This window comes from Methylobacterium sp. E-005 (genome assembly GCF_022829725.1).
GTDB lineage: Bacteria > Pseudomonadota > Alphaproteobacteria > Rhizobiales > Beijerinckiaceae > Methylobacterium.
The window spans coordinates 106,382-125,994 of the sequence record NZ_JAKSYG010000153.1 but is presented as its reverse complement, the minus strand read 5'-3'; the positions used below and the strand labels follow the sequence as shown (position 1 = coordinate 125,994).

At 67.3% G+C, this 19,613-nt stretch carries 22 protein-coding genes and 1 tRNA gene; 11 read left to right on the top strand and 12 right to left on the bottom strand.

Annotated features, from left to right (window positions below; genetic code table 11):
- The first annotated feature begins 21 nt into the window (after window positions 1–21).
- Together MKK88_RS16790 and MKK88_RS16785 are read left to right on the top strand one after the other, a co-directional pair.
- Window positions 22–885 carry a PDZ domain-containing protein gene (locus tag MKK88_RS16790; protein WP_244001607.1) on the top strand — a complete coding sequence of 288 codons (864 nt, stop codon included), beginning with the start codon at window positions 22–24 and terminating at the stop codon, window positions 883–885.
- Between the two features lie 138 nt (window positions 886–1,023).
- Window positions 1,024–1,416: a hypothetical protein gene (locus MKK88_RS16785; protein WP_244001606.1), complete on the top strand. Its 393-nt coding sequence runs from the start codon at window positions 1,024–1,026 to the stop codon at window positions 1,414–1,416.
- Window positions 1,417–1,605: 189 nt separating this feature from the next.
- Here MKK88_RS16785 and MKK88_RS16780 read toward each other — a convergent pair whose 3' ends face one another.
- From MKK88_RS16780 to MKK88_RS16760, 5 genes are all read right to left on the bottom strand, one after another.
- Window positions 1,606–3,306: an AIPR family protein gene (locus tag MKK88_RS16780; RefSeq protein WP_244001605.1), complete on the bottom strand. Its 1,701-nt coding sequence runs from the start codon at window positions 3,304–3,306 to the stop codon at window positions 1,606–1,608.
- A gap of 312 nt (window positions 3,307–3,618) precedes the next feature.
- The gene (locus tag MKK88_RS16775) at window positions 3,619–4,470 is read right to left on the bottom strand and encodes a hypothetical protein (RefSeq protein WP_244001604.1); all 852 of its coding nucleotides are present in this window, start codon (window positions 4,468–4,470) and stop codon (window positions 3,619–3,621) included.
- Between the two features lie 87 nt (window positions 4,471–4,557).
- Window positions 4,558–5,268, bottom strand: a complete 711-nt coding sequence (locus MKK88_RS16770) for a hypothetical protein (protein ID WP_279602343.1) — start codon at window positions 5,266–5,268, stop codon at window positions 4,558–4,560.
- 45 nt (window positions 5,269–5,313) lie between these two features.
- On the bottom strand, window positions 5,314–5,496 hold the full coding sequence (locus MKK88_RS16765) for a DUF3606 domain-containing protein (RefSeq protein WP_003600567.1): 183 nt from the start codon (window positions 5,494–5,496) through the stop codon (window positions 5,314–5,316).
- A gap of 238 nt (window positions 5,497–5,734) precedes the next feature.
- Window positions 5,735–6,544 (bottom strand): IS5 family transposase, encoded by an 810-nt coding sequence (locus MKK88_RS16760; RefSeq protein WP_244001602.1) that lies wholly within the window; start codon window positions 6,542–6,544, stop codon window positions 5,735–5,737.
- A 129-nt stretch (window positions 6,545–6,673) separates the two neighbouring features.
- Here MKK88_RS16760 and MKK88_RS16755 point away from each other — a divergent pair, with 129 nt between their 5' ends.
- Window positions 6,674–7,522, top strand: a complete 849-nt coding sequence (locus MKK88_RS16755; RefSeq protein ID WP_244001601.1) for a metal-dependent phosphohydrolase — start codon at window positions 6,674–6,676, stop codon at window positions 7,520–7,522.
- A gap of 191 nt (window positions 7,523–7,713) precedes the next feature.
- Here MKK88_RS16755 and MKK88_RS16750 read toward each other — a convergent pair.
- The 4 genes from MKK88_RS16750 to MKK88_RS16735 form a co-directional block, all read right to left on the bottom strand.
- A tRNA-Ser gene (locus MKK88_RS16750) sits at window positions 7,714–7,803 on the bottom strand.
- Between the two features lie 77 nt (window positions 7,804–7,880).
- Window positions 7,881–8,999, bottom strand: a complete 1,119-nt coding sequence (locus MKK88_RS16745; protein ID WP_244001600.1) for an ATP-dependent RecD-like DNA helicase — start codon at window positions 8,997–8,999, stop codon at window positions 7,881–7,883.
- Between the two features lie 10 nt (window positions 9,000–9,009).
- Window positions 9,010–9,942, bottom strand: coding sequence for an oxygen-dependent coproporphyrinogen oxidase (gene hemF, locus MKK88_RS16740; RefSeq protein WP_244001599.1), 933 nt, complete (start codon window positions 9,940–9,942; stop codon window positions 9,010–9,012).
- A gap of 60 nt (window positions 9,943–10,002) precedes the next feature.
- Window positions 10,003–10,410, bottom strand: coding sequence for a PaaI family thioesterase (locus MKK88_RS16735; protein ID WP_244001598.1), 408 nt, complete (start codon window positions 10,408–10,410; stop codon window positions 10,003–10,005).
- A 495-nt stretch (window positions 10,411–10,905) separates the two neighbouring features.
- Between MKK88_RS16735 and MKK88_RS16730 the strand changes: the two genes are divergently transcribed.
- Complete coding sequence (locus MKK88_RS16730) at window positions 10,906–11,406, top strand: MucR family transcriptional regulator (protein WP_244001597.1); 501 nt, start codon at window positions 10,906–10,908, stop codon at window positions 11,404–11,406.
- A 96-nt stretch (window positions 11,407–11,502) separates the two neighbouring features.
- On the opposite strand, the gene MKK88_RS16725 is transcribed toward MKK88_RS16730, so the two are convergent.
- Complete coding sequence (locus tag MKK88_RS16725; RefSeq protein ID WP_244001595.1) at window positions 11,503–11,685, bottom strand: hypothetical protein; 183 nt, start codon at window positions 11,683–11,685, stop codon at window positions 11,503–11,505.
- Window positions 11,686–11,875: 190 nt separating this feature from the next.
- Between MKK88_RS16725 and MKK88_RS16720 the strand changes: the two genes are divergently transcribed.
- From MKK88_RS16720 to MKK88_RS16705, 4 genes are all read left to right on the top strand, one after another.
- A complete protein-coding gene (locus tag MKK88_RS16720; RefSeq protein WP_244001594.1) occupies window positions 11,876–12,403 on the top strand; it encodes a hypothetical protein in 528 nt (175 codons plus the stop codon).
- Window positions 12,404–12,427: 24 nt separating this feature from the next.
- Window positions 12,428–12,889, top strand: coding sequence for a GNAT family N-acetyltransferase (locus tag MKK88_RS16715; protein ID WP_244001592.1), 462 nt, complete (start codon window positions 12,428–12,430; stop codon window positions 12,887–12,889).
- 70 nt (window positions 12,890–12,959) lie between these two features.
- The gene (locus MKK88_RS16710; protein WP_244001590.1) at window positions 12,960–13,316 is read left to right on the top strand and encodes a hypothetical protein; all 357 of its coding nucleotides are present in this window, start codon (window positions 12,960–12,962) and stop codon (window positions 13,314–13,316) included.
- A gap of 120 nt (window positions 13,317–13,436) precedes the next feature.
- Complete coding sequence (locus MKK88_RS16705) at window positions 13,437–14,558, top strand: DUF2336 domain-containing protein (protein WP_244001588.1); 1,122 nt, start codon at window positions 13,437–13,439, stop codon at window positions 14,556–14,558.
- 12 nt (window positions 14,559–14,570) lie between these two features.
- Here MKK88_RS16705 and MKK88_RS16700 read toward each other — a convergent pair whose 3' ends face one another.
- Complete coding sequence (locus tag MKK88_RS16700; protein WP_244001586.1) at window positions 14,571–14,891, bottom strand: hypothetical protein; 321 nt, start codon at window positions 14,889–14,891, stop codon at window positions 14,571–14,573.
- Between the two features lie 300 nt (window positions 14,892–15,191).
- On the opposite strand from MKK88_RS16700, the gene MKK88_RS16695 reads away from it, so the two are divergent.
- The 3 genes from MKK88_RS16695 to MKK88_RS16685 all read left to right on the top strand — a co-directional run bounded on the left by MKK88_RS16695 (window position 15,192) and on the right by MKK88_RS16685 (window position 18,395).
- The gene (locus MKK88_RS16695) at window positions 15,192–17,081 is read left to right on the top strand and encodes a PAS domain-containing sensor histidine kinase (protein ID WP_244001584.1); all 1,890 of its coding nucleotides are present in this window, start codon (window positions 15,192–15,194) and stop codon (window positions 17,079–17,081) included.
- Window positions 17,082–17,123: 42 nt separating this feature from the next.
- Entirely contained in the window at window positions 17,124–17,864 is a 741-nt protein-coding gene (locus tag MKK88_RS16690) for a peptidoglycan-binding domain-containing protein (protein WP_244001581.1), read from the top strand.
- Between the two features lie 192 nt (window positions 17,865–18,056).
- Complete coding sequence (locus tag MKK88_RS16685) at window positions 18,057–18,395, top strand: DUF1491 family protein (protein WP_244001579.1); 339 nt, start codon at window positions 18,057–18,059, stop codon at window positions 18,393–18,395.
- A gap of 164 nt (window positions 18,396–18,559) precedes the next feature.
- Here MKK88_RS16685 and MKK88_RS16680 read toward each other — a convergent pair whose 3' ends face one another.
- Entirely contained in the window at window positions 18,560–19,609 is a 1,050-nt protein-coding gene (locus MKK88_RS16680; RefSeq protein ID WP_244001577.1) for a ketopantoate reductase family protein, read from the bottom strand.
- Window positions 19,610–19,613: the final 4 nt, after the last annotated feature.

The following is a 19,613-nucleotide window of genomic DNA, read 5'->3' as shown; positions in this document are numbered from 1 at the left end:
GCAGGATGAGGAGAGCATCCCATGAGGCGATTCAATCGATTGGCGGCGGCTGGCGCGGCAACGCTCGCTTTGACGCCCTCGTACGCCTCGGCCCAATTTGGCGATGGGCTGACCCAGACCGCGATCGCCGTTCAAGCTTATGAGAAGAGCGTCGAGCGCTGCGCCTACGAACCGATCGTCGGCCAAGCGTTGGACCGGCTGCGCGACCACTACGCGGAGACCGAGCCTTATCGCTGGCAACGGCCCCTGCGCGAGAGCAGGGACGGCGACGACATTCTCGGCAACATGGCCGCCCTCGCGCTGCAAGGTTCGCCCTACACGGCCGATCCGACGGTCAGCGGGTCAACGAAGCCCCCCGCACCGAGGGATGCTCGATGCGTCGGCTCGGGCTTGGCGGTGGGCGCTGCGTTGCCTTTCGCGGCGACGTTGATCGGGTTCGATCAGACCCTGTTTGCTGAAGCCAATCGCCTGATGGAGGGCAAGGGACGCATGTTGGCTGTCGCCGACCCCGCCCCGGCGGCACAACCGGATGCGAGCCGACCCGGTGCTGCGGCGCCCGAGGGGCAGGGTACTCCTCCCGGTCCGGCGCTGGTCATGAACGTTCGCTCCCCGTTCCGCGGCGCGACGTTTGTTGACGTTTCACCAGCGACCGCGAGGCAGTTCGGCATCGACGTCGGCACTTACGGGGCGGTCAAGGCTTCGTGCCAGGCAGACGGCTTTGCGATGTGCGGCATCTTCCAGCGCGGTGACGTCGTCGTCGAAGTCGATGGGGCGCCGGTCAGAAGCATCCAGGACCTCGGCAGGGTGGCGAACCGGGTGAGTCCGCGCTGGACCGTGACCTTCATTCGCGGCGGCGAACGGGTAACCTCGACGTTCCCCGGCTGAAGTCGCCATAATCGACCCGGTCGAGCGAAGATCGCGCTTACCAGTTCGCCCCTCAGGAGCTCGCACGAGACGAGCACGTTGCACGTGCCATGTAGGGGCGGGACTGTCGTAGCTTCTGGCGAGGCGAGGGACGGGCTCTTGCGGTTCAACCATGTCGCCAACCGGGTGAACCCTGGTCATTTCCAGACCGTCGTAGGCATGTTCGTCGGGCCGCTGGGGTTTGTGGAGCTGCGACGCACCGAACGGGCCGTGTGGTTGCGGCAGCCCGGGACCAACGTCGACCTGCAGCTCAGTTGCAGTGACACCGGGCACCGCGACGCTGACCGCGAGCGCTCACAGATCTCGTTCCTCAGCGACACCCCGAAAGCCGACCTCGACCGACTGGCCACTTGGTTCGTCGCCAGGGGGCTGCCAGCTCATGTTGGTGCCTATTCTGATCGGGAATTCTACCTGGACGTGCCGGCGGCGTTCGTCGATTTCGTCGTCGAGGCGATGCTGCCCGAGCTCGCCGCTTACGACGTCGTGGTATGACCCAAAGCGGGCACTGAGGAGGTCCGCTTCCGCGTGTACCCTTCGACATTCGTAGTTAAGGCGGTCACGACGAGTTGCGCCATTAGCCAATTGGCAGTGACAGGTCACTCTAAGCACGAATTCGCCACTTGTCGGAAGGTCTGAAGATTACAGCCTTGATCCGTTCGCAAGACCATCCGCGGTTGAGCTTCAGCTCGGCTGCTCCGAGGGTTCAAGAGCGAGAGTGAGCTGCTGCCCCCTCGAAAAACGAGCCAAGAGCTGCTTGGTCATCGCGCTGCGGAAAACCCGGTAGGCCGCCTGCCCCTTATTCTGTGTCATGAACTCGTCGATTCGCGCCTTCACGGAGGCATAGTGCTTCTCAACTTCGGCATAGTCGTAAAGGCGTGTCCCCTCCTGCTCGCAGGTGAGGCTCAGCATGTACAGGATGTGGAATACGCCCTCGATTAGCCATGACTCGTCGTAAGTTCGCTTTAGTCTTGAATTCAGGGCAGACAGAGCACGCCTGCGGTCTCCATCTACCATTTTGTAGATGCGCCACATGGCAACAATGTTCTCGGCGGAGAGTATGGCCTCGTCGAATATCCAACCATAATATTCGCCGAAGATACGGTTAGACGAAGTTTTGGCACGGTCGGGTTCGCGGAGCACATAGGCTAGAATGATTTGCCCCAGCTTGACAGCATCGATCCGGGCTTCCGCTGGCTGCTCAATGTGCTGATCGTTCTTCCGCTCATAAAAGTAGCCGTGCCCTAAAAGAGCATTCTCAATCCGTATTTGTATCGAATCGTTGGAGCGAATATCTCGGCTCCTAATAGGTGTCTGGCTATTAGTGGCCTCCGCGACTCTATTGGTGAAGGCGCGATCCGCCGTCTCAATTACCCGCAAAAGGAGCTTGACGTCATAGATCCTAGATAGATCTAATCGCGCCGCCTCGAAGAGCGCATGCGATGTTTGTCCCCCGTTGACGATCTGGGGATTGACCATCCTAACTTTCGGACTAGCCGACCTCGGCTGGTAATCCATGCGGTCACACACAATCGTGATGCCATTGTTGAGATACCAGAACTGTGTGTTCTTGTCGCTGAGTGCGGTTGTCAAAATCTTTCGATTTATTTCGTTCTCCTCACCGAGATAGAGACGGATGTTGTCATCAAAGAGAGTGTCATCCACCTCCTGCGGAAAATCGGGATCGGTGATCAGTCGAACGATTTCGTCACCCCGCACAGTTCCGATCAAACCCTTCGCAAATCCGTCTGTGCGGCCGAAATACTGATCCTCAACCAACCCCAGATTATACTCCCGATCGACGGTCGCGCCTTTTGAGAGGTGCCGCGAAAACCATATTAGATCGTGCTGAGTAAGTACTGCGTGCTGGTAGGGGCGGAGAGCCTCCTCACAGCGTGTTGCATGAGACTGAATTAGTCCCGTCGCATTGTTGCACAGATGAATGTGAAGCGAATAAACCGCCTCCTCGAGCGCCTCCCAGATGTCTTGAACTTTGTTCCAGAGGAGAGGATTGCACGTCTTCTCGAGCGACACGTCCTTGCGGAGGCAGCACTCAAGGAAACTTTGAATCTTATCGATCTCGTTCGACGGAAACGAGCTACCCACCTTTTCAAAGATAGCCACGTGTTTGAACTGGAAGAGGTGGATCACCCGCCGCTCCGGGCGGCCATCGATGTACACGGCATCAATGCCTCGATCGTCGCCGCCATCCGTTATATTTGTCCTGATCTCGTCATCGTCGATCTTCAGAATTTTTGAGAGGGCAAAGTACTGAAAGGCACTTGCCTCGCCATTGAGGTTTAGCGAGCGCTGGAAGGCTTGGATCCCCGTGCGTACCTGGCTCCAATCGAGCAGCGTTGGGTTTATATGCGGAGCGACAGCCATGTCGCAGCTTAGCCTTCCTAGCCCGATCTGCAATCGTCAGCTTTGTCGTCCGTTGATCGCGCTTGCGAGGCTCTCCTCTTGCGATCGCCCTTAGGCGCGCTGCAGCGGCGGTTATCGGCCCAAACTCGGTCTTTCACCTCAGCGCCGCGAGTCGCCTGTACGTACGCTTGCTCTCAGCATCGCTCGCGGAACGAGCTGAACAGCCGACATGGGCGCGCATCCGAATGTCTGTTTCCTGGCAGCGAGCGCAGTTCCGCTTCTAGCGCATTCCAGAAGCGAGCCTGAGCATACGTCGCTCAGCCGTCGACCCAATCAGCGAGTCGAAGCTTCACACTTGGCCACCATCTGAAGACCCTTCAAGCGCCGTCGAAGCCCCACGACCTCGGAGCTCAGAACCCCGGTGATTTTGAACTGACGCCGACCCTTCCGAGAGCCGTCGGGCCGCCGCGTCGTAATGCTCACCTCGTGAATTAGCGCACGCTGCCGCGCTTCAGCCTTCGCTCGATGGGCAATCGCGATGGCATCCACTGGGGCGGCAGACACCCGCTTCGCCATCGCACGCTGACGCGCCCAGGCGTGCAGCCCTTCGCCCGGCGTAGCCGCCAGCGCCTGAACGCGGCTCGGCAGCACCTTGGCTGATTCGAGGTGCTGGACCGCTCGCACGTCCCGGCTGATCAGCTTTCGCGCTGCCAGCCGCTCGGCCGCGCTCTCACCGCCGTAGGAGACGAACCGCTCGACAATGAGGTGCAGGTCGTGAGTGGTTCGTGAGCGCTTGCGTCCGCTCAAGGTCTCCAGCTCGGCCATGATCGCGCCGCGAAAGGGGCTGGCGTTGATTCGGATGTAGGTCGCGTAGGCGAGGGCGATGGCCTCAAGGTGCTGCGCGTCCGATGCCTTGCGGATGTTCAAGCCGGCTCGCTGCAGCCAACCTGCACCGTCGAGCGGCTGCGATCCGGCACCGTTGACCTGATGCAGGAAGCGCTCGGCGTCGGTAGCTACCGCGTCGCGGCTGCCAACCTCAGCGCCGGTTCGACCTGATTCGGCTGGCTTGGCAGCTGTCGGCCGGTCGGGCACTTTGACCGGCTCGGGGCGGCGCAAATGCTGACTCGCAAGGAAGTGGGGACGAGGTCGGTTAAACCGAAAAGTCGGAACAGTGTCGTTGGGCATGGCCTGGATCCATCCTGCACCAATGACTGCGCTTTGGGTCGGCGCGGCATTTTGGCAGTTTAAATTGGTTTCGCGCCGAAGCTTGGTTCAGGCGAGAATGTTGACAGCGCGGGCAGCGACGAGCGCCACGGTCAGCAGCGAGACCAGCGCTTCGGCCATCATCAGCAATTTGGCGCGCGCCGTCAGTGGAAGCGTGTCGGTGGGCGAAAAGGCGGTGGCGTTGGTGAAGGCCAGAAAAAGGTAATCTACAAAGCCCGGCACGAACTGTGCCCGCGCCTCAGCCGATCCGAAGGTCATTTGGGGGAACAGGAAGTCGGGAACTCCCGCATTCGGGTGGCCTCGCAGGGCTGCACCACCGCGATCCGTCGTCCAAAACCACAGGGCGAAAATCACGACATTGGTGCCCCAGATGTTGAGGGCATCCACCAACAAGGTTGAGCCGCCAGCGGCCTTGCCGTTCAAGAGGGCATGAACCAGGGCTACGAGGGCAGCGGTGTTCGCCACGGTGACAAGCGCCGTCATGAACAGGGCCATTCTGCGGATCAGGCGATAATGGCGGTGGACCTCGGCCCAGTGCGCGTCTGTCGTGGCGCGCCGTGCCCGACCCTGGTTCCAGGCAGTGGCGACCGAGAGTGGCAGCAATAGCGCGAGTTCGAGCGCAGGGGCGAGCCAGCGCGGCCCAAGCGAGAAGTCGTTCACAATCAGCAGCTGGAGACCAGCCACACAGGCTATGGCGCTCCGGGCCAACCAAAAGTCGAGGGCACGGGTCCGAACACGATCAGGGTGCGGCCTAGCCATCCACGACTTCCCCCAACGAGCGGCCCCGTTAGGGCGAACGCGCGCCTACCGCTTTTTGCCCAGCTCGGCCGCGATATCCTTGGTCATCCGACCGACCTTCCGATGCGCCGCCGTCAGCTGGTCCTGCGTGACGCCCCAGCGCTTCATCCAGAACTCGACAGCCTTGCGTTCCGACAGATCAAGTCGGTCCTTGTCGATGAAGCCACGCTTGTCCTTAAGGCCGGCCATGGGAGATCCTATCGTTTCGTTCGTATGCGTTCCGGGAGGGAACGTGCGACCGGCCTTATGCGGACCCATGCGAACAGATACGGGGGACCGGAACGTCGGCCTAGCCAAAGCGGCTCTCGTTGATTCCGGCTGAGCCGAGAAATGAGCGCGCAGCCACACCCACTGTGAGATCGTGCGAAACTGCTGGGAGCTTAACGCCTCAACCCTTCAAGTGGCGACCTCCTCGATCTAGAGGCTGTTATGAACCTGCGGCGAGTTGAGCGGCCTTTTTGAGCATGAGGCAGACGAAGGCGACGAGGTGCAGATCTGCCAGGGTGCTTGCATAGCGTTCGTAATCTCTGACGAGCCTGCGGAAGCGTGTGGCCCAGGCAAAGGAGCGTTCGACGACCCAACGGCGTGGGAGCAGCACGAAGCCCCGCTTGGCCTCGGGCAGCTTCACGACCTCCAGTTCGATGCCGTGCGCACGGGCGGCCGCGGCCGGCTTCTCGCCGGTGTAGCCCTGATCGACGAAGGCGATCTCGACGCTCTCGCCCGTGGCCGCCTGCACGGCCTTGGCCAACCGGCCGACCTGAGCGCGATCATCGGCATCAGCGGGTGTGACATGCAGCGCCAGGAGGTGGCCGAGGGTATCCACCGCCATGTGCAGCTTCGAACCCTTCTTGCGCTTGGCTCCGTCGTAGCCGGCCCGCTCGCCGCTCCCGGGTGAGGAGCGCAAGGTCCGGCTGTCGAGCACGGCCGCGCTCGGCTCCGGCGCCCGACCGGCCGCCAGGCGCAACACGGCACGCAGATCCTCAGCCAGTTGCTCGAAACAGCCGGCCGCCAGCCAGCGCTGGGCCTGCTGATACACGGCAAACCAGGGCGGCAGGTCGTGGGGCATCAGCCGCCACGGGCAGCCGCTCCTGACCACGTAGCGCAACCCGTTGAACACCTCGCGCAACGCATGCTCACGCTGACCGGCATCCTCACGCAGCAGTGTCAGGTAGGGCGCGACCAGCGCCCACTCCTCATCGGATACGTCGGACGGATACGGCTTGCGGGTCGGGCTCATCCCCGCTCATCTGAGCATCAGCCCGACGCAGGTCCATAACAGCCTCTAGGCTGTCACCCCCTTGATGTCATGATGGCGATCATTACAGCGGGCAATGTCAGCGTCTGCTCGATATGCGGGATACCGGTCATGTTCGATGTGACGAAGATGCTGGCCAACGCGCTCGGCGAGCACCTCGCGCTCACCTACCAGCGCACTTTCGGCAGTCGCGAGCCGCGTTTTGCCGAGGTGATCGAGGCGTCTGCACGTCTGACCATCGAGCGGATCGTCGGCAGCGACGCGCTCTACCACGACGGCGACCACACTGCCCTCGTCACCCTCGTGGCTCAGGATATCCTGCGCGGCCGTTTCCTCGACAAGGGCGTCAGGCCGGAGGATTGGCAGCACATAATCCTGGCGGCACTGTACCACGACATCGGCTACGTGCGCGGTGTCTGCTCGGGCGACCGGGCGAACGCTTTCGTCATCGACGCGCAGGGCACCACCATCGCTCTACCTCGTGGGGCATCCGACGCGGCGCTGGCGCCCTATCACATCGAGCGCTCGAAGCTGGCGGTGCAGGAGCGCTTCGGTACGAATGACCTTGTCGATGCGCAGCGGGTGATGCGCGCCATCGAGTTGACCCGCTTTCCTGTGCCCGCGGACGACGAGCACCGGGAAACCGGGACTGAAGCCGGCCTGATGCGTGCGGCCGACCTGATCGGGCAACTCGGTGATCCGCTCTACCCACGCAAACTAAACGCGCTGTTCCACGAGTTCGCCGAAGTCGGCTTCGACAAGCAGCTTGGCTACGCTGGCCCGGCTGACTTGGCGGAGCGGTACCCGGCGTTCTTCTGGGGCAAGATCGAGCCGGTGATCGGGAATGCAGTCCGCTTTCTCGATCTGACGGTTGAGGGGCGGAGCTGGGTAGCCAACCTCTACAGTCATGTGTTCGCCATCGAGCATGACCGCCGCCGCATGGGCCCTCACCCCGGCTGAGCTATCAGAGCGGCGCTCGAAGCTGTCGGCCCTGGTCATGATAGCGATCCGCGGGTTTCGCCCGCGCGCGCGAGGCCCCATCGTCCATTTACGTCCGGTACAAGCCGTTACGAAATGTGGGGCGCAATGTGGGCCGACCAACTCGGGCCCACCAAAAACCGCAGTAAAAACAATGGTTTGAGGCAGGCGAATGGCGGAGAGGGGGGGATTCGAACCCCCGATGCCCTTGCAGGCATGCCGCATTTCGAGTGCGGTGCATTCAACCGCTCTGCCACCTCTCCGCGAGGTGCCTCGATGAGACCGGCGCTGCCTAGCACGCGCAGTGCCGCTTCACAAGCGAGGTGAAGACCGGGACGGATCATACCACGACGGTGATCGCCTGCGCGGCACGGGTCAGGCCGGTGTAGAGCCACCGCGCCCGGTGCTCGCGGAAGGCGTAGGATTCGTCGAAGAGCGTCACCCGGTCCCACTGCGAGCCCTGCGCCTTGTGCACGGTCAGCGCGTAGCCGTAGGTGAACTCGTCGGTCTCCCGGCGCAGGAACAGCGGGATCTCCTCGTCGGAGCCGGTGATCATCGCGCGCAGCACCTTGATGTCGGTGGGCTTGCGGCGCAGCCCCGGATCGTCCTCGGGCACCACGTCGAGGCGGATCAGGTCCGGCCGCGGCGGCGCGCGCAGGGCCTGCACGGTCCAGGTCGAGCCGTTGAGCAGGCCCTTCACCCGGTCGTTGCGCAGGCAGACCAGCTTCTCGCCGATCGCCGGCATCGGATCGGTGTGGCCGGCGAGCTCCCGGAGGCGAGCATTGTAGAGCCGGCGCGTCTTGTTCAGCCCGACCAGCACCTGATCGCATTCGAGCACCTCGGCCGGATCGAGGGCGCGGCGTGAGACCACGCGACTCTGGCCGTAGGTGCCGAGTTCCAGCCGGCCGCCCTCGCGGATCGTCATCGCCATGCGGACGATCGGGTCGTCCTTGGCCTGTCGATGGACCTCGGTGAGCATCACGTCGGGCTCGGCCTCGGTGAAGAAGCCGCCGCCGCGCACCGGCGGCAATTGCGCCGGGTCGCCGAGCACCAGCACCGGCCGCTCGAACGACAGCAGGTCGTTGCCGAGGTCGGAATCGACCATCGAGCATTCGTCGATGATGATCAGATCCGCCTTGGCGGCCGCACCGGATCGGTTCAGCGTGAAGGTCGGGCCACCCTCCTCCGCCTCCTTGGTGCGGTAGATCAGCGAGTGGATCGTGGCGGCATCGTAGCAGCCCTTCTGGCGCATCACCGAGGCCGCCTTGCCGGTGAAGGCGCCGTACACCACCGTGCCGTCGACATCCTCGGCGATCCGCCGGGCGAGCGTGGTCTTGCCGGTGCCGGCATAGCCGAACAGCCGGAAAACCTGGGATCCGCCGTCCCGCCGCCACGCGGCGATCGCCTTGAGCGCCGCGTCCTGCTGGGGGGCGTAGGCCGCGGGCAGCCCCGCGCTCACGACAGCCCCGTCACGGCCAGCGCACCGTGGGCGGCATCGAGGACAGGATCGAGGCGACGTTGCCGCCCGTCTTCAGGCCGAAGATCGTGCCCCGATCGTAGAGCAGGTTGAACTCGACGTAGCGCCCCCGCCGCACCTGCTGCTCGGTCCGGTCGGCCTCCGTCCAGGCCGTAGCGACGTTGTCGCGCACGATCTTCGGATAGGCCTCGAGGAAAGCCCCCCCCACGTCGCGCGTGAAGGCGAGGTCGGCCTGCGGGTCGCCGGTCCAGCGATAATCGTAGAAGATCCCGCCGATGCCGCGCGGCTCGTTCCGGTGCTTGAGGTGGAAGTACTCGTCGCACCACGCCTTGTAGCGCGGATAGTCGACGCCATGCGCCCTGCAGGCCCGCTCCAGGCAGGCGTGGAAATGGCGGCTGTCCGGGTCGTCCTGGGTGCGGCGCCGGTCAAGCACAGGGGTGAGATCGGCCCCGCCGCCGAACCACGCCCGCGTGGTCGCGACGAAGCGGGTGTTCATGTGCACGGTTGGCACATGCGGGTTCCAGGGATGGGCGATCAGCGAGATGCCGGTGGCGAAGAACCGGGGATCCTCGGCGGCGCCCGGCATCTGGGCGCGGAATTCCGGCGCGAACTCGCCGTGCACCGTCGAGATGTGGACGCCCGCCTTCTCGAACACCCGGCCCTTGAGCATCGCCATGACGCCGCCGCCGCCGGGGCGGCCGGTATGGTCGGTGCGGTTCCAGGGCGTCTTCACGAAGGTGCCCGGCTCTTCAGGCGCGTCCGGGTGGAAGGGACCCTCGGCCTCCGCCTCGATGGCCTCGAGGGCCGCGAGGATCCGGTCGCGGAGGGTCTCGAACCACGCCGCGGCCTCGGATTTCATGGCCGTGACATCGGCCTCGGAGGGAGGCGCAGCCAGGGCTGCGCGCGCGTCGTCCGGCATCGTCATACCCGAGGCTTTCCCACCCTGCCGGGCCGCCGTCAATTCGATCCCGGCCGAACGCCTCCGCTAATCTGCGGATCGGCCCACGGGCTTGAGCAGGCCGGTCGCACTCGCCACCAGATCTCCGTCGGCGTCGCGGATCTCGGCCTCGCAGAAGATCACCGTACGTCCGGCCCGGGTGACGCGCCCCTCGGCCAGCAGGACGCCGCGCCCGGGATTCAGGAATCGGGTCTGCATGTCGAGGGTCACCACGGGCCGCCCGACGCTGAGGCGCGCCGCCGTCCCGAGGGCGACGTCGAGCAGGGTGCAGAGCACGCCCCCATGGGCGATGCCGAGGTTGTTGGCGTGATCCGGGCGCAGGGCGAGCCGCAGGCGCGTTCGCCCCTCGCGCACGTCGAGCGCTTCGATCCCGCAGGCCTGCACGAAGGGGATGTGCGCGCCAAAGACGGTGCCCGGCTCCCAATCCTGATCCACGTCTACCGTCCCGGTCCTGCCGCGCCCCACCTCTTATGGTCCAGGTCTCGCCCGGTCCCAAGGCCCGTGACGGTCCTTGAAGACTCTCGACTGTTCTCGTTCCCGAAGCTTCGCCCCGGTCCCGTCCGCCAAACCGACGCAGCCCACGCAGCACGGCGAGGTTTTCCCGGCCGCGCGGCGTACACAATCGCGGCATGACAGGACCGGATGCCAGACTTTACGCATCTCGTCAGACCGAAAACCGATCTTTGCAAGCGAAGCGACCGGCTTGGCCCGGTCGCAGCGCCGCGGGCACGGCGCCGGGGAACCGGAACTCGTGAAACGGGCCCTCCCGCCAACCGGATTTCACGGGCAACGATTTCAGCAGCACCGCAGGCTTGAATAATATGCGTGTTAACGGTCGGGGCGTTGTGTAGGGAAATGCTCGACGACGACTTGATTTTGCTGCAGAGACGTTAGAACCGTCTCACCACCACCGCTTAGAGGGAATCAACGATGGACGACAACGCCCCTGAACAGCAGCAGACCTTTATCGAGCAGGCCTCTGACATCGTGTCCGCGTATGTCTCGAATAATTCCGTGCCGATCAGCGAGTTGCCCGGCCTGCTCGCGGGCGTTCACGCCGCGCTGGCGAAGCTCTCGGCCCCCGCGGCGACTGTGACCGAGGCGGCCGACAAGCCCACGCCGGCCCAGATCCGCAAGTCGGTGACCCCGGATGCGCTGATCTCCTTCATCGACGGCAAGCCGTACAAGACGCTCAAGCGCCATCTCTCGCGCAACGGCCTGACGATCGAGCAGTATCGCGAGCGCTTCGGGCTGCCGCGGGACTACCCGTCGACGGCTGCGAGCTATTCCGCGCAGCGCTCCGAACTCGCCCGCAGCCTGGGTCTCGGCCAGCAGCGCCGCAAGTCCGCGGCGGTCGAGGAGCCGGTCGAGGAGGTCGCCGAGAAGCCGAAGCGCGCGACCCGCCCGCGCAAGGCCAAGGAAACGGCCTGATCGCGCACATCCGGGCGCCCCGCCGAGCCGCAGACGGTTCGGCGCGTGGGCCCGGGTGCTGAGACCGGACGGCGCAGGCCCCGCGGGGCGGGCCCGTCAGGCGAAATCGGCGAGATCGTCGGCCACGTCACCCGCGGCGATCTCGGTCTCGGCCTTTCGGCGCTGGGTGGGCACAGACCCGTCATCGGGAGTCTGGTCCGTTGGCTTCGATTGCCCGACATCCGGTGGATCCCCATCGTCCCGCCCGTGCGGCGATCGATCCCGCTCCCGATCCGTCATGCTGCGCCCCCCTGCCGAACCTGCGGGGCAATTCCCTGGCCGCCTCCCGCGTTCCGCGCGGCCGACATCCTGAAATGTCGGCGCGATTGAAACAGCCTGCGGCCTCGGCCCGGGACAGAAACCCGGGTGCCTGCGTTGCTCGAGCGGAGGCCGCCGACGAGAGGGCCGGCAACAGGGACGGAACCCCGCGATGACGGACATGCAAACCCGGCCGGAAACGAGCCGGCGCGACCTTCTGGCGGCCTCACTCCTCGGCACGCTCCCGCTGCTCCTGGCGCATGCGGCCGAGGGCAGCCCGCTCAACCCGGAGCAGACCATCATTCGCGCGCCCGATGCGCTGCCCTGGGTGCCGTCGAAGGGCTACCCGGAGCGCAGCGTCGACCGGTGCAATCTCACCGGCGACCTCAACGGCACCGGCCTCTACTATACCTTGATCCGCTGGTGGCCGGGCTACATGAGCGCACCGCACACCTACACGTCCGACCGGTACTGCATGATCCTGTCGGGCACGTGGTGGTGCAACAGCGGAGCGGATTTCGACCCCGCCGCCTGCGTGCCCGTGAAAGCCGGCAGCTTCGTCCGCCGGGTCGCGGGGACCCCGCATTACGACGGCGTCGTCCGCGACGGGACGGAACCGGCGGTCATCGCCATCTGCGGCATGGCACCGGTGAATTACCGGCTGGTCGACCCGGCACAACCGGGCTGGCGCCGGGTCTGAGGGGCGTCCGTTCGGGAGCACGCGTTGGGCAATCGGTACGGGCTGGAGATCCGGGCGGCCGCGGGCTCCGATGCCGCCGGCCTCGCCGCCCTCCTCGGCGAGGCTGGCACGGCGGTCGGCGCCGCGGATCTGGCGGCACGGCTCGAAGGCCTGCAGCGGGACGGCGGCACCGTTCTCGTCGCCGTGGAATGGGGACCGCCGAGCGGCCTCATCGCCCTCAGCCCGGTCCGCACCCTCGACGCGCCGCGGCCCTTCGGCCTGATCACGGCCCTCGTGGTCGCGGCCGAGTCCCGGCGCCGGGGCATCGGGCGGGTGTTGCTGAAAGCGGCCGGGCGGGCGGCGCGCCAAGCCGGGTGCGACCGGCTGCGCCTCAGCGTCGGACCGGAGCAGGCCGCCCTGCACGCCTTCTGTGCGGCGGCCGGCTTCGCCGGGGGGACGGAACTGTTCGAGCGCCCCTTGCTCAAGCGCGGATCCGGCGAGGCGTGAGACCCGCGACATCCTGACCGCAGCCGACGGCGTTTCCAGGCGTTGATCAAATCAAGCTGGAGCCCCGCCCATGACCCTGCGTTCCGAAACCCCGCCGCCACCCGCCAATCTGACCATCGATCCGCCGCCGGATTCGGAGGCGCCGACCGCCGCGCAGCTCAAGGGCGACATCGACAGCGGCCGAACCGCCGACAAGACCCCACACATGGATGTCGGGGCGGCGCCGCTCGGAACCTGCGAGGAGGCAGGTGGAACGCCGCCGAGTTCGCAGGAGGTCCGGCTGGCCCGGCAGAACGAGCGGGCGCCGTCGGAGAAGACCAAGACCGGATACGTGCACCAGCGGCAGCCCTGGGTCGTGCCTGCCTTCGTCGGCTTCATCGTCTTCGCGGCGGCAGTACTGAGCGGCGGGCTCTGGCTGACGCATTGAGACCGCCGGACAGGCGCGGTGATGCAGGACGGCACGGTCCCGCGGGGGGCATCTTAAAGGTCGATTCACGTCGATGCGGTTAGCGTGAGCTTACTGCAGTCCTGCGTAAACCGATCGTCCATGCCCCCATCCGTCGATGCTCCGCCGGACCTGTCCGGGCTCCTCGAACTCTCGCGCATCGAGAATCTCGATCTCAAGCCCGTGATCCTGCGGGTGCAGACCGACCTGTTCGTCCGGGCACCGGGCCGCGACCGGGCCGCCACCGAGATCTTCGAATCTCTGGCCTGCGGCCTGATCCCCACGGTGGACGAGGAGACGGCCCGGGTCGTTGCGCGGAAGCTCGCCCCCTGCCCCGAGACGCCGCCCGCAATCCTTGAGGCCCTCGCCTTGCGCGGCGGTGGCGCCCGCGACGCGGTGGTGGAACTGGCGCCGGCGCTGAGCCGCAGCCTGATCGACGCGGCCCTCGCCGACGGCTCCGACATCGCCGACCGCATCGCCGCCCGGGCCGGGCTCAGCCGTGAGGCGGCGGACGAACTCTCCCGCGAGGGCCGCGCCGAGATCGACCGGGCGCTCGCCGCCAATCTCGGCATCACCCTGCGCGGCGCGACGCTCGCGCGGCTCGTCGGCCGCGGCCGCGGCGATGCCGAGCTCGCCCGACTGCTGCTGGTGCGCCCCGACGTCTCCGCCGCCGACCTCGTGCCCCTCTACCTGCACGCCGACCCGATGCGCCGCGCGGTGATCGGCGGGAGCGTGGAGGCGACGGCCGCGCTGCGCCCCTGCCCGCCTGCGCCCCGCGACCTCGGCGAAGCCCTGACCCGGCTCTCGGCCGCGCACGATGTGGCGGCCTTCGTGGCGGCGCTCGCGGACGGGCTCGGCCTGCCCCACGATTTCCTGGGCGTGGTCACCGGTCCAGGCGCCCGCTACGACCTCCTCACCCTCGGCCTGCGCGCGGCCGGCCTGCACGAGGAGGAGGCGGTCTACATCTTCCTCACCCTCAACCAGGGCGTCGCCCGCTCGGCCGAGCGCGTGGCCGACCTCGTCCGCCTGTTCCGCACGGTGAGCCGGCCGGCGGCGCGGGATCTCGTGGCGGCGATCCTCGACCGGCCCCTCGCCGAGCGCGGGCGCAGCGAGCCGCACCAACCGCTCCACGGCCCGGAGGCCAAGCTGCGCCAGAGCGGTGCCGGGCAGCGCGCGACGCTGCCGGCACGCACCCGCCCGGCCTCCAAGGCGGAGGCGGGCTGACGGAGGGCGGCGTCAGCGGGCTTCGATGCCCCGCCAAGCGGGCTGCCGGTCAGCCGCCTCCAGGGTATCGGTGGACGGGGTATCGGTCGCGGCTTGGGGCTCACCGGCCCGACGGCTCAACTCCGCCAGCAGGCCCCGGGCCAGGACCGCCCGGGCGGCCCGCTCGCGGGTCTCAGGCGGAACGGCCTCCAGAGCCGCCGGCAGGACCGCCGAGGCGCTCGGCAGCGGGCCCGTGAGCTTGCGCGCCTCCGCGGCCGGATCCGCGCCACCACGCATCAGCGCGAGATACGAGAGCACGCCGATTACCAGCGCGGCGCGCAGCAGGACGGTCATGATTCGGACTCTCCGCTCGGTCTGGCGCGCATTCTCCTGAAAGCCGGCCGTCGTCCGTCGGGAGAATCCGCGACGCCGAGATTTCGACGGATTTCGTGAACCGGGCCTCAACCGGCCTGCGCTTTCGCGCGTGATGGTGAACGAAGCTTATCCGAATGCCTTTGGTTACCTCGTGGAAAGCATCCTGACCGTTCTGACCAGTCGCGCAACACTCGTTTAAGCCGCCTCTGCGACCGTCCGGAAGTCGTTCGAAAGTCGAACCGGAGGCGCGAGGGATGCGGAAACGCGTACTCGCGGCGTGTGCCAGCCTTGCCTATTAAAAAAGTCCTGACTTCCTCGATCGACGACCGTCTCACGGGGCTGGTTCACGCCTCCGCGGCCGATGATGCCGCGGCGCGCGCCCGCCACCAGCGCTTCCTGGTGTCGCGGCTTGCCACGGGCGCCGTGATGATGGTCGGGCTGCCGCCCTACCTGCTCTGGCGCGGCGTGCCGTCCGGCATCGAGGTCCTGGCGATCGTGAGCCTGCTGCTGCCGGTCTTCGCCGCCGTGCTGCTCGTCCGCACCGGATCCCTCTGGCTCGCCCACGCGGTGTCGGCCGCGGGCCTGACCGGGATCGTTGTAGCGCTGTCGAGCGTCACGGGGGGCGTCGCGTCCCCGGCCGCGGTCTGGCTTGTGGCGATCCCCGTGGAGGCGCTGATCTCCGGCTCGCTGCGCGCGACGCTGGCGGCGGCCGCCATGGCAGTCCTCGGCGTGCTGGCGGTGGCCAGCCTCGACGCGTTCGGGGCGACCCTGCCGGTGATGGATATCTCCGCCGGCCTCGCCCTGCCGGCCTTCGCGCTGACGGCGATCGGCCACGTCGCCGCCCAGGCCCTGGAGCACAAGCGCAACGAGGGTGCGTGGCGCGCGCAGCTGCGCGACAACGAGGCCCGGGATCAGTTGCTGCTCTCGGCGATCGACGACCTCGTGACCTGGCACGATCGCAACGGCCGCGTCGTGGACGCCTCCGTATCGGCGACCCGGCTGCTGGGCAGCGACCCGGCGCGCCTGCACGGCCACGGCCTCCTGGAGCGGGTCCACGTGGCCGACCGACCGGCCTTCCTCAAGGCGGTGAGCGACGTCGCGGCGACCGGGCGTCCCGCCACCCTGCCGCTGCGCCTTCATGTCGAAGCCGGGCGGGCCGACGGCGCGCGCCTGATCCATGCCGAGATGCGCGCCCACCGGATCGCGCACGGCTCGTACGACGCCGCGACCGCGGTGGTGGCGGTGACCCGCGACATGACCGAGCATTACCGCCACGCCGAGGAACTGGAGCGCGCCCGCGCCGAGGCCGAGCGGGCCGACGCCATCAAGGGCCGGTTCCTGGCCAACGTCACCCACGAGCTGCGCACGCCGCTCAACGCGATCATCGGCTTCTCCGAGGTGCTGGCGGGCGAAGGTGCCCCGAGCCTCAGTGCGGATCAGGCGCGAGATTATGCCGGGATCATCGGCGCCTCCGGGCATCATCTGCTCGGCGTCGTCAACACGCTCCTCGACATGAGCCGGATCCAGAGCGGCAATTTCGACTACGCGCCGGAGGCCTTCGACGTCGCGGGCCTGCTCCAGTCCTGCTGCGACCTGATGCGCCTGCGGGCTGAGGCCGCCGGCGTCACCCTGGCGGTTTCCGCCTCGGGCCCGGTCGAGATCACCGCCGATCCCGGCGCCTGCCGGCAGATCCTGATCAACCTCGTCTCGAACGCCGTGAAGTTCACCCCGCGCGGCGGCCGGGTCGACCTGTCCCTGCGCCGCAGCGTCGAGGGCCTCGACATCGTCGTGTCCGATACCGGTTGCGGGATCGGCGCGGAGGATCTGTCGAAGCTCGGCACGCCGTTCTTCCAGGCCGGAGCCGGCGACTACAAGCGCCAGCACGAGGGGACCGGTCTCGGCCTCTCGGTGGTCCAGGGGCTGGTCGGCCTGCATGGCGGCGCGATGCGGATCGAGAGCGCGCCGCAGGCCGGTACGGTCGTGACCGTGACGCTGCCCCATCGGTGCCGGGCGCCGGAGGCTGCCTGCGGTCCCGCCCCGATCCGGACCGCCGTACGGGGCGCCGCCGCGCCGCGCCGGGTCGTGCGCCTGCCGCTCGGCCTGTTCGACGCGGAGCCGAGCGCCGAGCCGGGCACCCGATCGGGTTCGGCCCTGCGCCGCACCGGCTGAGCCCAAGTTCCCCCCGGAACACGATCCCCGGAAGGAGACACGATGTCAGGCTACCGCGAGATCACCATCCCGGGCGAAGCCGGCCGGGCGCGCCGCCCGGCCGCGCGGCGCAAAGCCGTCCAGGGGGACTGGCGTTCCGTCCTCGTCGGCGCGCTGAAGGCCACGGGCACCACCTGCCGCAACAGCCCCGGTACCGTCCTCAGCAGCCTCGTGGGCCTGGGTGCGGCCGGTTTCATCTGCGTCAACGCCCTCGGCTACCAAGCCCACCGCCATCCGGCCCCGATCCTGCCGAAGCTCGCCCAGAAGGCGCCCCCCGCGCGCGAGGCCGTCCCGGTCGCGCGCGAGGCGGCCCGGGAGCCGGTGCGGGAGATCGCCCGGGACCCGGTCTCGGCCCGCCCCGAACCGGAGAAGATTCCCGCCAAGCCGGCGACCCGGGACACGATCGGCGAGCTGATCCGCGCCGACGAGACCACCGCCTCGGTGACCCCGAAGGCCGCCCCGGCCCGGCTCGCCGCGAAACCGGCCGCCAAGGAGACCGCCAAGGGAGCTGCGAAGGAGCCCGCCAAGGAGCCTGCCAAGAAGGCCGAGGCGGAGTCCGATCCGGTCCTGCGGGCCCAGAAGGCCCTGACCAAGCTCGGCTATCCGGTCAAGCCCGACGGCGCGATGGGCCCGGGCACCCGCGCGGCGATCGAGAAGTTCGAGCGCAGCGCCAAGCTCCCGGTAACCGGCGAGGCCACGGGCCGGACCCTGCGCGAGCTCGTCGCCAAGGCGGGCCATGGCTGACACCGTTTCCCATCGTGTTGCCCGGGATCCGAGACAGCCTTCCCGAGCGGCATGATCGGGCGATCCCCGGAGCCCTCCTTCGAGGCCCGCTGACGGGGGCAGCTCTGGATCAGGGGGGTGGGTCGGACACCGGCCATTAGTCTCCTTGGTCTCAGCGCGTATACCGGGTGCGTTCCCGAGAGGCTCTACCGCATGCGCCTGCGTTCCGATTTCTGGGTCTCGGCCCATCTGCGCCGCCTCGACGTGGCGGGCATTCCGGCTGTGCAGCGCCGACGCGGGGCCGCGGAGGCGGGCGCGATCTTCGTGAAGGTCGACCGCCTCGACGGCAGCGCCGACCTCTACGGACCGGCACCACAGGCCCTGTTCGAGGCCGAGGACAGCGGCGACCGCCGCTTCGTCGCCCAGGTCACCGGCGGCAGCCCGCTCGACGTGGAGGAGCGCCTGACCAAGGAGATCCGATTCGATTCCGACCTCTGGATCATCGAGATCGACGACCGCCAGGGCCGGCATTTTCTGGACCTGGCGGAGTGATGTCAGGTTGGCCGACCGGCTTTGCGAACGAGAGCGAAGCGATCCAGAAACGCCACGCCGACCTATGTCGCGCCGCCCTGGGTCACTTCGCTACGCCCGTGATGACGATGTGCGCAGCACAACGCCGCGCGGCGCTCCGCTCGGCGCGCGCGTAACAGGGTCGCTCACCCCTCGATGATGCGCTCGTCGAGCTTCCGGTCGACGGTCTCGACCGTGCGGTCGATCTCGGCGCTGGGCTCGCCGAGCTGGTGCGAGATCAGCTTCACCAGCAGGTCGACCCGTTCGATATAGGGGGCCCCGTTCGCCACCGCCCGCGCCGCCGAGGAGGGCTTGAGCAGGCTCTCGGCCGCCTTGGCGTATTTCTCGAACGGCACCTGATCGGCCGGATCGGCGCCGAGCTTCCGGGCAATCCCGTCGACATGGTCGTAGATCGCCCGCGAGCGGGCCAGATCCCCATGCACGGCGTCGTGGATCGATTGGGGCTCGCCGGGCGTGATGCAGCGGTAATTGCCGGTGAGCAGCATCGACCACTTGGCCAGCGGCACGAACAGCGAGTCGAACACCTTGAGCTTCACCGGCACGTCGTGCCCGTCGAGGCGTACGGCGTCGATATCGGCCTCCAGCGCCCGCAGCAGGCGGTTATGGGCCTCATCCGCGAAGGTCGCGGCCTTGAAGTTCGTCGGCAGCCCGACATGCAGGACGTTGGCCTCCTCCTCCGGCGGCCGGAAGGCCTGGGGATCGGGGGAGCACAGCGACACGAGGCCCGGCTCGAACCGGTCCCACACGCCGGCATTGGTGTAGGCGTCCTCGAGATCCATGGCGGCCAGCGCCGGGATCCGCTTGAGGTAGGGCAGCGGCGGCATGTTCATGATCGACAGGCACGGCAGCTTCGCCGCCGCGATCTTGATCATCAGCACGCGGATCGTGTGGTTGTTGTACTGCGGCTCCTGCATGGCGAGGCCGACGAGGTCGTAGCGCGAGACGTCGACATCCTCGGGCGGCATCGCGTCGACCTTGCCGGGCAGGTCGCGGGAGAAGATCGCCCGGTGCTCCTTCTCGTCGCGGAGCTTGATCCGGACTTCGGTGCCTTCGCGGTTGATCAGGTCGGCGGTCTTGCGCCGGCAGACCAGGGTCACGTTGTGACCGGCCATCAGGAGCTTGGTGCCCAGGAGCGAGCCATAGGAGGCCCCCAGGATCAGGATATTCTTGGCCACGTCG